This window comes from Veillonella caviae (assembly GCF_003992125.1).
GTDB classification, from domain to species: Bacteria; Bacillota; Negativicutes; order Veillonellales; family Veillonellaceae; genus Veillonella; species Veillonella caviae.
In genome coordinates this window covers 1-15,728 of sequence record NZ_RQUY01000017.1, presented here as the reverse complement: position 1 = coordinate 15,728, position 15,728 = coordinate 1, and the positions used below count along the sequence as shown (strand labels likewise).

Genomic DNA, 15,728 nt, shown 5'->3' with positions numbered 1-15,728 from the left:
AATAGTGAGAGTAAAATGAAGATTATTTGTTGCATTAATATATTTATCATAATTAATATATTTGGGAGTGTACTATGAAATTACATGGAAAACATTTGGTCTTAGCCGTTACATTGGCTTGTTTATCGAGTGGTGTACAGGCTGCTAGTTCTGATTATATTGCTGTAAATCCTGAAGGTGTTAAACCTACTGCTACAGGCAGTGCTTCTGTGGCGGTAGGGATTAATACGAAGGCTTCAGGTCGTGATAGTTTTGCAGCTGGCATTAGTTCTAATGCATCTGGTCGTAGTTCTACAGCTGTTGGGGTAGGTTCTAATGCTAGCGGATACAGATCTATTGCTGTCGGTAATGGTGGTGTAGCAGGTGCAGATAATGCTATCGGCATCGGTGGTAATGCAAGTGGTCAATCAGCTATCTCTATGGGGTATCAATCTGTTGCGTCTGGGCTTAATAATGTTGCCATTGGTAAAACTGCAGTAGCCAATGGAGGTACTTCTATGGCGATTGGCTCTAATTCTAAAACCTATGATGCAGAAAATATTGCTGCTGATGCAACTAGCTTAACGAATTTAATTAGTAACTACACCATTGATGGTTATCCTATTGATACAGTAGATACTTCTATGACAGGCTCTGCACAAGTAGCGGTAGGTACTAATTCACATGCTGCTGGGTGGGGTGCCTCTGCGTTGGGGTACCAAGCTTATGCATTGAATAGCCAAGCTTCTGCACTAGGTGATGATGCAAAGGCAATGGGCTATGCATCTAGTGCTGTGGGTACACATAGTTATGCATCGGGTAAGAATTCCACTGCTCTTGGCAATGGTGCTGAAGCATTGGGAAATCAATCGAATGCAATTGGCTCTGGCTCTGCTGCTACGGCAGATAAATCCATTGCTGTTGGTTGGGGTGCTGGTGCTAGCGGTGCTAATGCTATTGCCATTGGTACGTCTACAGGTGCTGTTAAAACATGGTATACACAAGGAAATGCACAATCTGCACATGCTACTGAATTGGATCAATGGGCCGCATCTGGCGATCGTTCTATCGCTTTGGGTACTGATACATTAGCGAATGCTAGCGATAGTGTAGGTATTGGTACGCTTGCTACAGCTGTGGTATCTGGCGGTGTTGCTTTGGGTTCTGAAAGCGTAGCTAATCGTGCTGCTCTTACAGGGGTGAGTACATCTGCTTCTGCCACTGCAGCAGCAAATCAAGTGTATGCTATGGACAATTCGTCTGCTGCTGATAAAGCGGCTATCGTGGCTACTGTACAAGGGGGACAAGGGGCTGTATCTGTTGGCGTAGATGGGCAAACAAGACAAATTACAAATGTAGCAGCTGGTTCAGAGGATAGTGATGCAGTCAATGTTTCTCAACTAAAAGCGGTTGCTAATACTATCAAAGATGTAGAAGTAGCGGCAGGCAATAATGTGACAGTTACATCTACAACGGATGGAAATAAAACGACTTATACTGTAGCTGCTAAAGGTACTTCGATTTCTGCAGCGGATAATTCTGTCATTGTTAATAATGATGGTAATAATAACTATACTATTGCTGTATCTGATGATATTAAAAATCAAATTAATAATAATACAACGAATATTAATACTATTGAGCAACGTCTCGATAACATCAAAGATGTAGAAGTAGCGGCAGGCGATAATGTGACAGTTACATCTACAACGGATGGAAATAAAACGACTTATACTGTATCTGCTAAAGGCACTTCGATTGCTGCAGGGGATAATTCTGTTACTGTTAATAATGATGGCAATAATAACTATACTATCGCTGTGTCTGATGATATTAAAAATCAAGTTAATAATAATACAACGAATATTAATACTATAGAGCAACGTCTTGATAACATCAAAGATGTAGAAGTAGAGGCAGGCAATAATGTGACAGTTACATCTAAAACGGATGGTAACAAAACAACTTATACTGTATCTGCTAAAGGTACGTCGATTTCTGCAGCAGATAATTCTGTTACTGTTAATAATGATGGCAACAATAACTATACTATCGCCGTGTCTGATAATATTAAAAATCAAGTTAATAATAATACAACGAATATTAATACTATTGAGCAACGTCTTGATAACATCAAAGATGTAGAAGTAGAGGCAGGCAATAATGTGACAGTTACATCTACGACGGATGGCAACAAAACAACTTATACTGTATCTGCTAAAGGTACGTCGATTACTGCAGCAGATAATTCTGTCACTGTTAATAATGATGGTAATAATAACTATACTATTGCTGTGTCTGATGATATTAAAAATCAAGTTAATAATAATACAACAAATATTAATAATATGGGACAAGGTATTAACAATTTAGGGCAACGTATTAACAATTTAGACTCTCGTGTTAATAAGGTTGGTGCTGGTGCTGCTGCATTGGCAGGTTTACATCCACTTGACTTTAATCCTGATGATAAATGGAATTTTGCCGTTGGTTATGGTAATTATAGCAATGCTAATGCGGTGGCTTTAGGTGCATTTTACCGTCCTAATGAAGATATGATGTTAAATGTAGCTTCTACTATGGGCAATGGTGAAAATATGTTGTCTGCAGGTTTAAGCTTTAATGTGGGGCAATCTAGCGGTGTATCTCGTTCTCGTGTAGCTATGGCGAAAGAAATCGAATCATTGCAAGCTCGATTAGCACAATTAGAATCTCGTTTGGCGAACAATACTGTTAGTGTAAGTACTAATTATGCACAAGTTAATGTAGAATTCCCAGATGTACCTGAAAATCATTGGGCATATGATTATGTAGAGGATTTGGCGAAAAAAGGTCTTCTTGTAGGTTACCCAGATGGAGAGTTCAAAGGTGATCGTACCATGACTCGTTATGAATTTGCCGCTGTTATGTATCGTGCATTGCAAAATGGTGCACCTATCGATGGCAATATGGCTCGTATGACTAACGAGTTTGAACCAGAAATGCAAGCCGTACAACAAGCAGATCGATTCCGTGTAGACCGTGTTCATGGTGATGAAAATGACCGTTACAAAGTTGAACGCATTCGCGTGAATAGCGAAGACAAACAGACCCGTGATGTATACGGTGGGTTAATCTCTAATAACAAATAAATGACTAATACATATCGTTAGTAACTGATAAAAACAGGCTGTAACCTAAACGGATACAGCCTGTTTTTTACAGAAAATTTGCGGGCAAATGAACATCACTTTGAATACCATATATATAGGAATTAACACTAATACTGATGAATGCGGTGAATGAATACTGCGCCCAAAATGAATTCCCCTTGCTGTGGTTTTTCTCTAATTTACCCTTAAAAATTATATAAATAGGAATTAATATTACTATAGTTGATTGAAATGATAGAACACACCCCTAAAAATGAATTGGCCCCCGCAGGGAATAAGGCCTCCTGAATTTTTAGGGGTGTGTTCTATCATTACCCAAAACGTATAACTTTAATTCCTATGTGTATGATATTCAGTTATATCCATTGACCTACCGCATAATTTTCCACTATATTGAACATAGAACAGCGAATATAGAGAATAGGTGTCGCAAGACTTAATAGAGAAATCGGTACAAGCCGATGCGGTCCCGCCACTGTAAGGATGAGCCTGCTTTCATAATGTCACTGGAGCAATCTGGGAAGGCGAAAGCGAGAGGTTATGACCCCGAGCCAGGAGAACTGCCTATTTAATAATCACCGTATGTACCTACGAGCGATAGGAAGGGGATTGATGGTATGTTTTCTCAGTGTTTTGGCATACCTTTCAACTGGTAAACCTAACGTGCGTAAAGCACGTTTTTTTATTTAAATGAGATAATGGGTTTACTAGAAACTGAGTGGCGCAGTCCTTTTTATCGTGATGATGATGTATATGCATGGCATGATAGAAGCGTAGCTTTCATAGAAGGCATAGAACGTAATTGTAGTGCAGCGGTGACGGTGTTCCATTCGTATGGTTTCGAGTTGAAAAGGAGGCACATATATGTCTGACGTAATGAACTCAAATGCATCGGAGACCCAAATGTTGGAGCCGGTGTCGTTTGACGAGTTTGAGAAACCGACCTATGAGAAGTGGCAGGAAGAGGTAGTAAAAGCCTTAAAGGGTGGCGATTTTAATAAGAAAATGTTCACCAAAACTTACGAAGGCATCACATTGCAGCCGATTTATACGCCAAAACAACATCAAGAAGCCATTCCAAAGGGGGTGTACCCTGGAGCTGGTGAATTTATGCGTGGTACTAAGGCGAGTGGTTATATCCAAGAATCTTGGGGAGTATCTCAATATGTAGAGGAATCGTTACCGAAGGATGCTAATCATGCCAGTTTGTATGAAATTGTGAAAGGCAGTTCCATTCATAATATTCGTCTTGATGAGGCAACTCGGCACGACCAAGATGTACAAGTAGGCGCCGCAGTGGGCGTTGGAGGTACATCTCTGTCAACGTTACAAGATTGCAGTGAATTGGTAGAACGTTTTAATATCAAAGAAAACCCAGTGTACATCGAAACTGGAGCATCCAGTGCTATTTTGTTAGGCATGTTGAATGCGACGTTGTCAGAACAGAAAAAACAGGTCAAGTATTTAAAAGGGCTCGTTGGGGCGGATCCTATTGGCGTATGGGCTAAGGATGGGGCTTTGCATATTTCACTTGATACGGCCTTTGATGAAATGGCGCATACTGTGTTGTGGGCGAAGGATAATGCACCACATTTGCGCACTGTTCTCGTATGTGGTGATGTGTATGCTAATGGTGGTGCTAATGATGTACAAGAAGTGGCATATTCTTTGGCCACTGCAGTTTGCTATATTCGTCAATTAGCGCAACGTCATGTAGATATTCATACGATTGCGCAGTCCATGATGTTCACCTTCTCCTTGGGGGCGAACTTCTTTATGGAAATTGCGAAACTTCGCGCCCTTCGAATTATTTGGGCCCGTATTATGGCTGCTTTTGGTGCTGGTGAAAGCGACCGCGCAGTGCATGTTCACGGCAGAACATCGGCTTTTACAAAAACTGTGTACGATCCATATGTTAATTTACTGCGTAATACAACACAAGCATTTTCCGGTGTCGTTGGAGGCGTTGATAGTTTAGAAGTATCTCCATTTGACCAACCGATTCGCAAATCCGATGATTTCTCGCGCCGAATTGCTCGAAATATTCAAGTCATGTTGCAAACAGAATTTGAGTTGCGTCAACCAGTAGACCCAGTAGGCGGCTCGTGGTACGTAGAAACATTGGCGGCAGAATTAGCGGATAAAATTTGGGCAGAATTCCAATTAATCGAATCTAAAGGCGGTATTATCGCTGCGTTGAAAGAAGGATATCCGCAACATCAAGTAAAAGAAGTGCTGGCAGAGCGTTTTAAAAACCTGGCGTACCGCAAAGATGTGGCTGTTGGGAACAATATGTATGCGAATATGACGGAAGAATTATTGGATGTGAAAGCAGAAAACCAAGATACTTTGCGTCAAAAACGGGCAGAGCATATAGAGTCTTTTGTATCTCGTGCTGATGCAAAAGAGATAGCCGAAGTGCAAGCGGCGCTCGAAACGGGTACTACTGAACCAGGGGCGCTCATTGGTATTATTAGTAAAGCTGCAGAAGCGCGATTGACGATGCGTCAAATTCGTAAAGCTCTCGATGCTGGAGATATTCCATCGGAAATGATTGAAACCATTTCTGCACATCGCTGGACGGAACAATTTGAAGCGCTAAGGATGCGCACGGAAGAGTATAAAACGCGTACCAAAGATAATGTAAAGGTATTTTTAGCCAATATGGGGCCTATTCCACAACATAAACCGCGGGCTGATTTCTCTACAGGATTCTTTGAAGTAGGTGCTTTTGAAGTATTGAAAAACGATGGTTTTGAAACGACGGCTGATGCAGCGCAAGCAGCTCGAGATAGTGGTGCCGATGTAGTTGTTATTTGTTCTACAGATGCAACATATCCTGAATTAGTGCCACCATTGGCGAAGGAAATTAAAGAAACTATGCCACATGCAATGGTTATCCTTGCTGGCGCACCACCGAAGGATTTAGAACCTACCTATCGCGAAGCTGGAGTGGATGATTTTATTTCTGTTCGCGCCAATTGTTATGCTATCTTAAATGCCTTACAAGATAAGAAAGGGATGTGAGCTCATGTTTAAAAATCCTGATTTCTCTTCTCTTGATCTCGGTTCGCAGCATGCTACCTCTCGTGATGCATGGCTTAAGGAACTACAACAAGAGACGGGTAAAAGCTTTGAAGAATTGTATCATACAACGATGGAGCAAATTCAGTTGAAACCGCTCTATACGGAAATGGATTATGAAGGCATGACGCACCTTGATTATATGGCAGGTGTTCCTCCATTTCTACGTGGACCTTATTCCACTATGTATGTAACTCGTCCTTGGACAGTACGCCAGTACGCCGGTTTTTCTACTGCAGAAGAATCTAATGCGTTCTATCGCCGCAACCTGGCGGCTGGTCAAAAAGGTTTGTCCATCGCTTTTGACCTTGCTACACATCGCGGGTATGACTCGGATCATCCTCGCGTTGTAGGTGACGTTGGTAAGGCTGGTGTTGCAGTAGATTCTATTCTTGATATGGAAATATTGTTCTCTGGCATTCCATTGGACCAAATGTCTGTATCTATGACTATGAATGGTGCCGTATTGCCAGTCATGGCGTTCTACATTTTAGCTGGTGAAGAACAAGGTGTAGATAAAAAGGTTATGGCAGGGACTATTCAAAATGATATCCTCAAAGAATTCATGGTACGTAATACCTATATTTATCCTCCAGCTACGTCCATGCGTATCATTGGCGATATCTTTTCGTATACATCTCAATATATGCCTAAATTTAATAGTATTTCTATTTCTGGGTATCATATGCAGGAAGCCGGTGCTACAGCGGATATTGAATTAGGATACACGTTGGCGGATGGTCTTGAATATATTCGTACCGGTGTTAATGCAGGACTTCATGTTGACCAATTCGCACCGCGATTGTCCTTCTTCTGGGCTATCGGCAAAAACTATTTTATGGAAGTGGCGAAAATGCGTGCTGCTCGTATGTTGTGGGCTAAGATTATTAAAAGCTTCGGTTCTGAAAATCCGAAATCCATGGCATTGCGTACACATAGTCAAACATCTGGTTGGTCGCTTACAGAACAAGATCCATTCAACAATGTGGCACGTACTTGTATGGAAGCTATGGGCGCCGCCCTCGGTCATACCCAATCACTTCATACGAACGCATTGGACGAAGCCATTGCGCTCCCTACAGACTTCTCTGCTCGCATTGCGCGTAATACGCAATTATATATTCAAGATGAAACGAAAGTATGTAAAGTTATCGACCCATGGGGCGGTTCCTATTATGTAGAAGCGTTAACAGACGAATTGATTCGTCGTGCGTGGGGACATATTCAAGAAATCGAATCCCTTGGTGGTATGGCGAAAGCGATTGATACAGGACTTCCTAAGATGCGTATCGAAGAAGCGGCAGCCCGTCGTCAAGCTCGTATCGACTCTGGCCGTGAGGCTATTATCGGTATTAATAAATATCGGCTCGATAAAGAAGACCCATTAGATATCCTCGACGTAGATAATACAGCAGTTCGTGAAGCGCAAATCCGCCGCCTCGAACAATTGCGTGCTAATCGCGATGAAGATCGAGTTCAATCGTGCCTAGAAGCGATTACGAATGCTACAGAATCGGGCGAAGGTAACTTGCTTGCCCTTGCGCTTGAAGCGGCTCGTGCCCGCGCATCTTTGGGTGAGATTTCTTTCGCTGTAGAAAAAGTCTGCGGCCGTCATAAAGCGGTTATCCGCTCTATCTCTGGTGTATATTCCAGCGAATTTGAAGATGACGATGTTATCAAAGAAGTACGTCAAATGGCGGATGATTTCGAAGATATAGAAGGTCGTCGCCCTCGTATTATGATTGCTAAAATGGGGCAAGATGGTCATGACCGTGGCGCCAAAGTTATTGCTACATCCTTCGCGGATATGGGCTTTGACGTAGATATCGGACCGTTGTTCCAAACCCCAGAAGAAACTGCGCAAGATGCAGTGGATAACGACGTGCATATCGTCGGATTTAGCTCCCTTGCAGCAGGTCATAAAACATTGTTGCCACAACTCGTAGATGAGCTTAATAAACGCGGTCGTGGTGATATTCTCGTAGCCATTGGTGGCGTAATCCCTGCTCAAGATTATGAATTTTTACGCGAACATGGCGCTGTAGCTATCTTTGGACCGGGCACAGTTCTTCCAGTAGCAGCTAAAAAACTACTTGAAACATTAACTGCCCACGTTCAAGACGAAGATAATGACTGATACGTATAAACCGGATTGGGTGCCAGAAAAAGCAAAGGGTGATGATACCTTTGCGTGCCGTGTCATGAAAGGGGTCAACGATATGCATGATGGCCTTATGACGAGCACAAAACATCTGGCGCCTTCCGTATCGCCCGTGACACGGCGGAAAAAATTGACCGTTGCCGATTATATACGCGGTATCGAGCAGGGGGATCGCGTTATACTTTCACGGGCCATCACCTTAGTTGAAAGCAATAATAAGAACCATTTTGATTTAGCCCAACAAGTCTTACAATCTGTGTTGCCTCGCACAGGTAAAGCCCTTCGCATCGGTATTACTGGTGTGCCTGGTGCTGGTAAAAGTACCATTATAGAAGCCTTTGGTAATATGCTCATTGAAGCAGGTTTAAAGGTAGCAGTTCTCGCCGTAGACCCAACGAGCCAAGTTACGAAGGGCAGTATTTTAGGTGATAAAACGCGGATGGAAACGTTGACGAAACATCCTAATGCTTATATTCGCCCGTCCCCAGCAGGGGGCACTTTAGGTGGCGTAGCACGGAAGAGTAGAGAAACAATGCTCCTCTGTGAAGCCGCTGGTTATGATGTCATCCTCGTAGAAACCGTTGGTGTTGGACAAAGTGAAGTGACAGTTCGCTCTATGGTGGACTTCTTTATGCTTATCGTCCTCACCGGCGCTGGAGATGAACTGCAAGGTATCAAAAAAGGTGTTATGGAATTAGCTGATGCTATTGTAGTTAATAAAGCAGATGGTGATAATTTAAAACGAGCTCAAATCGCCCGTAGTGATTATGAGCGTATGCTCCATTATATTCGGCCTGCTACCGAACAATGGAAAACTAGGGCTTATACCTGTTCCGCAGTGACGAAACAGGGGTTGCCTGAACTATGGGATCTCATTCAACAATTTGCGGCACAAGGCAAAGAGAACGGTGTATTCTTAAAGCGCCGTCAAAATCAATCTCTGCAATGGGTGAGAGAAATGATTGATGAACACTTGCACAATCTGTTTTTCAATAATATCGTCATCCAAGGTCGTATGGGCGAAGTGGAAGATGCCGTACTGAGAGGGAAAATGTCGGAGTCCCAAGCCGTACAAGAACTAGTTAGCGTATTTGACAAATCGCTTACTAAATAGCTTTGGATGCGGGCCGACCTATTCTCATAAGATTAGATAAAGTTAGCTGAACATAAAATACCCCATTCCGTAAAAATCCTTTCGCCCGCGCGAAGGCGCGAAAACAGGCGTGGATTTTGAGGAATGGGGTATTTTTATGTCATGAACACTTGATACCGTCATGAGAATAGGTCAGCTTATTCTTAAATTATTTTATTCTAGCGATTTGTCGAATATAGTAACTAGGAGGGGGACAATACTTAGGTCTGCTCCGCAACACCGAAGTATGCCTGTTTGGGCATAACAATAGGCATAATCATTTGATTGAAGTCTTTTATTTCGTTAACACATCTTTCGTGCTATTAAACACCGCATAATAAATGATGGCGCCACCGATGAACAATGTGATTTGCATTTCTGGAGTGTATTGATCCACGCGCCATAAGGCAAGGGCATAAAAGAACATCGTTATAAGCATAATTAAAAATGCCACGATGCGACGTACATTGTTACGCACTGCTTTTGATTCAGTAATATGGTTTTTATTCAATATTACATAGGTTAGTGATACGATGATATCTACTGCGAATACGCCTAGTATCCAGTTAATTGATACATTGTTGAATACTAATAAGCCTAAGCTGATAAAACTGATGACAAAAAATGATTTTAAAACTGTGGTGGATGTGGTGGATTCTTTTGGTTTTGTAGGGCGCCCTTGGCGTTGGTGTTTAGCCATAATGTATATCTCCTTTTCCTTTTGTAGTTGGAATTCATTATTATAATAGTAGCATAGAATACAGTCATAACAGAAGATGGTTGATATAAAATTAGAGCTCAATTTTATATATGATTGAGAGTATGGAACTCATTCACACAAAGCCGAACGTTAATAAAAACTAATATATATATTATTCGGAAAATGACGCTGTTTTTATTGAACCGTGCTTTTTCATATGGTACAATAATCGTATATATTGATACTTTCATCATGCAAAGGAGACATCATGATACCACGTTATACACGAGAAGAAATGGGCCATATTTGGAGCGAGCGCAATGAGTTTGACACTATGTTGTTGGTGGAAACCTTAGCATCTGAAGCGCAAGCCGAGTTGGGCGTCATTCCTAAGGAAGCGGCAAAGATTATTCGAGAAAAGGGTAATTTTGATGTGGAGCGCATCCATGAAATCGAACGAGAAACGAATCACGACATCATTTCCTTCGTTACAGCTGTGGGGGAATATGTAGGTCCAGAAGCGGCGAAATATATCCATTTAGGTCTTACTTCTACTGATGTTAAGGATACTGCATTGGGATATATGATGAAACAAGCATGCGATATTTTGCTTAATGATTTGAAAACATTGCATGATGTGTTGCGTCGTCGTGCAGCGGAATTCAAACATACGTTGATGATTGGTCGTACTCACGGTATTCACGGTGAACCTACTACATTTGGTTTAAAACTATGTCTTTGGATGGCTGAGGTAGAACGTGATATAGAACGTCTTGAGCATGCTCGTAAAAGTGTTGCTGTTGGCAAAGTATCCGGTGCAGTGGGGACCTATTCTAATATCGATCCATTCGTAGAACAATATGTGTGCGAAAAACTTGGTCTTGAACCTGTTAAAATCGCAACCCAAGTGGTACAACGTGACCGTCATGCGGAATTGATTTCTACTATTGCTGTTATTGGCGGTACACTAGACAAAATTGCAAAGGAAATTCGTCATTTGCAACGTACAGAAGTGCGCGAAGCTGAGGAATATTTCAGTCCTAAACAAAAGGGTTCTTCTGCCATGCCTCATAAACGCAATCCTATTACTTGTGAAAGAATCTGTGGTTTGGCACGTTTGCTCAGAGGTTATGCGCAATCTGCCTTTGAAGACCAAGCGTTGTGGCATGAACGTGATATTTCCCATAGTTCTGTAGAACGTGTCATTTTACCAGATGCAACGATTACATTAAATTATATGTTGCATTTAACGATTCGCACGATTGATAAATTATTGGTATACCCAGATACAATGATTAAAAACCTTAACCTCACAGGTGGCTTGTTGTTTAGCCAAACAATTTTGACTCACCTTGTTGATAAAGGTGCTGTACGGGATGAAGCGTATCGCTGGGTACAGAAACACGCAATGAACCGTTGGCTTGAAGGTAAAGACTTTGCTACTGGTTTGAAATCTGATGAAAATATTAAACAATACATGACTGATGAAGAAATTGACGCATGCTTTGATCCGCAAAAACTCTTGAGACATGTGGATACGATCATGGCGCGTTTCGGATTATAATCTATGCAACGGACTGCCACCTTCCCAAAAGTTCAGTACGCTTAACGCCCCCTTTGGGGGCTACGTAAATTCACTTTTGGAAAGGTAGCAGTCCGTTTTATCATAGTTCTATATGCCTGTTGGAAAGTAAATTCACTTTCAGGAAGGCATCCGGTCTTTTTCTCAATGTATTTTAACACCTAAGGAAGGTAAATTCACTTTTGGAAAGGTAGCAGTCCGTTTTATCATGGAAAGGAGGTAATGATGAAAGGTACGATACGAAAATATGGGCCGCCTATTTTTCATTGTATAAATGATTTTGGGCAAGGGGCTCTTACGGCGTTGTTGCCGTTTTTTATTTCTCATTATGGGTTGAATTATTATCAAGCGGCGACGGTTATTTTTTGTAATACTGTGGTGGCATCGGTGGCACAGCCCGTATTGGGATATGTGGCGGATCGGTGGAGTGTGCCTTGGTTTATTCCCCTTGGATTTTTCGTGACATTGGTGTCTATCAGTGCTATTGCAGTGGTGTCGTCCTATGAAATGATTCTTGCCTTGTCGTTATTGGCTGGGGTTGGTGCAGCTTTATTTCATCCCGAGGCAGCTCTGTTGGTGAAACGAACTCAATCTCATGAAATTGGGAATGCCATGGGGCGTTTTGCAGTAGGTGGTAGTGCAGGATTTGCTTTAGGGCCTCTTATTGCTAGTGGTGTGTATACTTGGGGCGCGCCGTATTTGTGGGTATTCTCATGTATTGCGGCGCTAGGTGTATTGGTTTATATATATGCTTTCACAGGCGATGCGATGGTGACGGATTCTAGTTGTGCCGATGTTGGTGAAAGCTCCGCTGCTCGCAATGACTGGACTAGTTTTGGCAAATTATTTTTCGTCATTGCTGCCCGCTCTATCTTGTTTTCCGTGCTGTCTATTTTTATTCCTCTTCTGTACATTTCGGTTTTGAGCGGCACTGCGGATATGTCTAGCTTGGCGCTCACTTTATATTTTGCCCTTGGTGGCATTCTCACTTATGTAGGCGGTTGGTTATCCGATCGAATTGGATTTCTTAACACTATACGTCTAGGATACATTGTGTTTTTACCGGCTTTGCTAGGGTTTCTGTATATTCCCAATATATGGGGATTTTTTGGATTTATGATTCCCATGGCCTTTGGTGTATTCTCCCAATATGGTCCCATAACCGTGTTGGGGCAAAAATACTTAGCTAAAAATGCAGGATTTGCGTCAGGGATTACATTGGGACTGGGTATTACATTAGGTGGTCTCGTATCTCCTTATGTAGGACATTTGGCTGATGTATATGGTGTTCAGCCTGCATTACAAGTGCTAATGCCTGTAGGTGTAGTAGGGCTCATTATGAGTATGTGGTTGAAAGAGCCTTAGCCGTCATATTGACAACTCCTAAAACCGTGGTATGATATATCCAAGCCAAATATATCGATAAAATTAGATAAATGATTAAAGTAAACTTTAAAGATATAAAAGTTCACTTTCATTACTGAAATACTTATATCGTAGTCGCATAAGCTCTGCGTTTATAAGGTGTATCACAGTTAGTGTCGATAACAATAACGGCGATTATAATTCTTTCATAAAAGGAACTGATACTATGAGCAATGTAAGAAACATTCAAACTACTGTACAAGGGTATACTACTGTAGACGGCGCAGGGGTGAAATTGGTACGCGTGTTGGGTGGTGAAACGATTAAGGATTTTAATCCTATCTTGATGCTCGACTCATTTGATAGCACTAATCCTGATGAATATACAGCAGGGTTTCCAATGCATCCGCACCGCGGCATTGAAACGATTAGCTATGTGTATAAAGGTGGCATGGTGCATCGCGATAGCCTTGGCAACGAAGCGGCGGTACATAGTGGCGAGGTGCAATGGATGACGGCTGGGTCCGGTATTATGCACGAAGAACTTGTGCCTGCTGCAGAACGCCTACTGGGAGTACAATTGTGGCTTAATTTGCCTAAGGAACATAAAATGGCGAATCCTGCATATCATCCGGTGACGAATGACATGATTGAGGACATCGAAATCGACGGTGGTTATTTGCGCCTCTTGGTGGGCACATATCATGATCACGTGGGTCACAAAAGTAGCTATTTGCCTCTTAACTACTATGATGTGCACCTTGAAAATGGACGTACTTTCACACATACTGTGAAAGCAGATGCATCTATTATGCTCTTTACCTTGATTGGTGATATTGAAATCAATGGCACTGTGGTGAAGGAAAAAACGGCAGTGAAACTCACTGCTGGTGATACGGTAACTTTCACAGCAAAAAGCGATGATACACAAGTGCTCTACATTGAATCTATCGCCATCGACGAACCTGTAGCATGGGCAGGCCCAATCGTCATGAACACGCAAGACGAATTGCGCGAAGCTTTTAGAGAATTGCAAAATGGTACATTTGTAAAAGCAAAAATGGACGTGGAATAAAGATAGTGTTCGCCATATGAGAAACTATGTTGTATAATGATTATGGATTATTTTGACTTTCATAAAATTTGGAGGATATAGATATGGCAACAAGTATGGTTATCGGCACTCAATGGGGTGACGAAGGTAAAGGCAAAATTGTAGATTGGTTGGCGGAGCGAGCCGACGTTGTCGTACGTAGCCAAGGCGGTAACAATGCAGGTCATACCGTTGTAGTAGATGACAAAGCATTTGCATTGCGCTTGTTACCTAGCGGTATTTTATATGATGATAAACAAAATATCGTTGGCACTGGTGTCGTTATTGACCCTAAGGTGTTGTTAGAGGAAATTGCAGGTCTTGAAAAACAAGGAAAATCTACGAAATCTTTACATATCTCTGACCGCGCTCACGTTATCATGCCATATCATATCGCCTTGGATAATGCGGAAGAAGCGTCTAAAGGGGATGCAAAAATTGGTACTACTAAAAATGGTATCGGTCCTTGCTATGCGGATAAAATTAATCGTATCGGTATTCGTATGTGCGATTTGTACGATCTTGACGTGTTCAAAGAAAAATTGGCGTACAATGTAGAATTTAAAAATAAAATGTTGACCAAAGTATACGGTGCAGAAGGTGTTGACTACGATACAATCTTAGCTGACTATATTACATATGCGGAGGCTTTGAAACCATATGTAACGGATACTAATATTGCTGTGTTGAAAGCCGTTCAAGAGGATAAAAAGGTATTGTTTGAAGGTGCGCAAGCTACAATGCTTGACCTCGATCATGGTACATATCCATTCGTAACATCTTCTCATCCAATCGCTGGCGGTGCGTCCACAGGTGCCGGTGTAGGACCTAATTATTTGAAAAATATCTTTGGTGTTGTGAAAGCTTACGCTACTCGTGTAGGTGCAGGTCCATTCCCAACAGAATTAGTAGATGAAATCGGTGATAACCTTCGCAATATCGGTCATGAGTTTGGCACTGTTACAGGTCGTCCACGCCGTTGTGGCTGGTTGGATTTGATGGTTGTAAAATACGCAGCAGGTCTTAACAGCCTTGATTACCTCGCTATTACACGATTAGATATTCTCGATACTTTTAAAGAATTGAAAATCTGCGTAGGTTACACATTGAATGGCAAATCTGTAGAAGGATTCCCTGCTAATTTAAAAGATTTGGAAGCTTGTGAACCTGTATATGAAACATTGCCAGGTTGGGAAACTGATATTTCCGGTATTCGTTCCTATGATGAACTACCTGAAAATGCTCGTAAATACGTAGAACGCATTGCAGAGGTAACAGGGGTACCATTGGGCATTGTGTCCGTTGGACCAAACCGTAGTCAAACTATCGATTTAGTGAATGTATTCTAAAATTGAGTGAGCCTAAAGAACATCAGGATTTTGCTATAAGCTAATAAAAATGTAAAAGAAGGGGCTGTAACAAAATGAACATTTTTGTTCATTTTGTTCTCAGTCCCTTTTCACTGCATAAAACCTAGCCC

General features: G+C 41.8%; 10 protein-coding genes and 1 riboswitch. Of the genes, 9 read left to right on the top strand and 1 reads right to left on the bottom strand.

All coding sequences use genetic code 11. From position 1 onward, the window contains the following. Nucleotides 1–74 precede the first annotated feature (74 nt). The 5 genes from EO120_RS06795 to meaB all read left to right on the top strand — a co-directional run bounded on the left by EO120_RS06795 (nt 75) and on the right by meaB (nt 9,490). Entirely contained in the window at nt 75–3,110 is a 3,036-nt protein-coding gene (locus tag EO120_RS06795) for an S-layer homology domain-containing protein (protein ID WP_127134734.1), read from the top strand. Nucleotides 3,111–3,536: 426 nt separating this feature from the next. After that, nucleotides 3,537–3,713, top strand: a riboswitch (cobalamin riboswitch). A 116-nt stretch (nt 3,714–3,829) separates the two neighbouring features. Next, nucleotides 3,830–4,003 carry a hypothetical protein gene (locus EO120_RS09175; RefSeq protein ID WP_164725731.1) on the top strand — a complete coding sequence of 58 codons (174 nt, stop codon included), beginning with the start codon at nt 3,830–3,832 and terminating at the stop codon, nt 4,001–4,003. Next, a complete protein-coding gene (locus EO120_RS06790) occupies nt 3,996–6,158 on the top strand; it encodes a methylmalonyl-CoA mutase family protein (RefSeq protein WP_127134733.1) in 2,163 nt (720 codons plus the stop codon). The genes EO120_RS09175 and EO120_RS06790 overlap by 8 nt, the downstream gene beginning before the upstream one ends. A 4-nt stretch (nt 6,159–6,162) precedes the next feature. After that, nucleotides 6,163–8,352, top strand: a complete 2,190-nt coding sequence (gene scpA, locus EO120_RS06785) for a methylmalonyl-CoA mutase (protein WP_127134732.1) — start codon at nt 6,163–6,165, stop codon at nt 8,350–8,352. Further along, nucleotides 8,345–9,490, top strand: a complete 1,146-nt coding sequence (meaB, locus tag EO120_RS06780; RefSeq protein WP_127134731.1) for a methylmalonyl Co-A mutase-associated GTPase MeaB — start codon at nt 8,345–8,347, stop codon at nt 9,488–9,490. Before scpA ends, meaB begins: the two co-directional genes overlap by 8 nt. 313 nt (nt 9,491–9,803) lie before the next feature. Here meaB and EO120_RS06775 read toward each other — a convergent pair whose 3' ends face one another. After that, complete coding sequence (locus EO120_RS06775; protein ID WP_127134730.1) at nt 9,804–10,208, bottom strand: CAAX protease; 405 nt, start codon at nt 10,206–10,208, stop codon at nt 9,804–9,806. Between the two features lie 268 nt (nt 10,209–10,476). Here EO120_RS06775 and purB point away from each other — a divergent pair, with 268 nt between their 5' ends. From purB to EO120_RS06755, 4 genes are all read left to right on the top strand, one after another. Further along, complete coding sequence (gene purB / locus EO120_RS06770; protein ID WP_127134729.1) at nt 10,477–11,772, top strand: adenylosuccinate lyase; 1,296 nt, start codon at nt 10,477–10,479, stop codon at nt 11,770–11,772. A gap of 243 nt (nt 11,773–12,015) precedes the next feature. Then, nucleotides 12,016–13,155 (top strand): MFS transporter, encoded by a 1,140-nt coding sequence (locus EO120_RS06765; protein WP_127134728.1) that lies wholly within the window; start codon nt 12,016–12,018, stop codon nt 13,153–13,155. A gap of 226 nt (nt 13,156–13,381) precedes the next feature. Next, entirely contained in the window at nt 13,382–14,230 is an 849-nt protein-coding gene (locus EO120_RS06760) for a pirin family protein (protein WP_127134727.1), read from the top strand. 83 nt (nt 14,231–14,313) lie between these two features. Further along, nucleotides 14,314–15,597: an adenylosuccinate synthase gene (locus EO120_RS06755; RefSeq protein ID WP_127134726.1), complete on the top strand. Its 1,284-nt coding sequence runs from the start codon at nt 14,314–14,316 to the stop codon at nt 15,595–15,597. Nucleotides 15,598–15,728: the final 131 nt, after the last annotated feature.

What these genes read in the sequence shown, in the direction of transcription:
- EO120_RS09175 (WP_164725731.1), top strand. Translation starts at nt 3,830, where the DNA reads ATGGGTTTACTAGAAACTGAGTGGCGCAGTCCTTTTTATCGTGATGAT.
- EO120_RS06790 (WP_127134733.1), top strand. Translation starts at nt 3,996, where the DNA reads ATGTCTGACGTAATGAACTCAAATGCATCGGAGACCCAAATGTTGGAG.
- EO120_RS06765 (WP_127134728.1), top strand. Translation starts at nt 12,016, where the DNA reads ATGAAAGGTACGATACGAAAATATGGGCCGCCTATTTTTCATTGTATA.
- EO120_RS06760 (WP_127134727.1), top strand. Translation starts at nt 13,382, where the DNA reads ATGAGCAATGTAAGAAACATTCAAACTACTGTACAAGGGTATACTACT.
- scpA (WP_127134732.1), top strand. Translation starts at nt 6,163, where the DNA reads ATGTTTAAAAATCCTGATTTCTCTTCTCTTGATCTCGGTTCGCAGCAT.
- EO120_RS06755 (WP_127134726.1), top strand. Translation starts at nt 14,314, where the DNA reads ATGGCAACAAGTATGGTTATCGGCACTCAATGGGGTGACGAAGGTAAA.
- meaB (WP_127134731.1), top strand. Translation starts at nt 8,345, where the DNA reads ATGACTGATACGTATAAACCGGATTGGGTGCCAGAAAAAGCAAAGGGT.
- EO120_RS06775 (WP_127134730.1), bottom strand. Translation starts at nt 10,208, where the DNA reads ATGGCTAAACACCAACGCCAAGGGCGCCCTACAAAACCAAAAGAATCC.
- EO120_RS06795 (WP_127134734.1), top strand. Translation starts at nt 75, where the DNA reads ATGAAATTACATGGAAAACATTTGGTCTTAGCCGTTACATTGGCTTGT.
- purB (WP_127134729.1), top strand. Translation starts at nt 10,477, where the DNA reads ATGATACCACGTTATACACGAGAAGAAATGGGCCATATTTGGAGCGAG.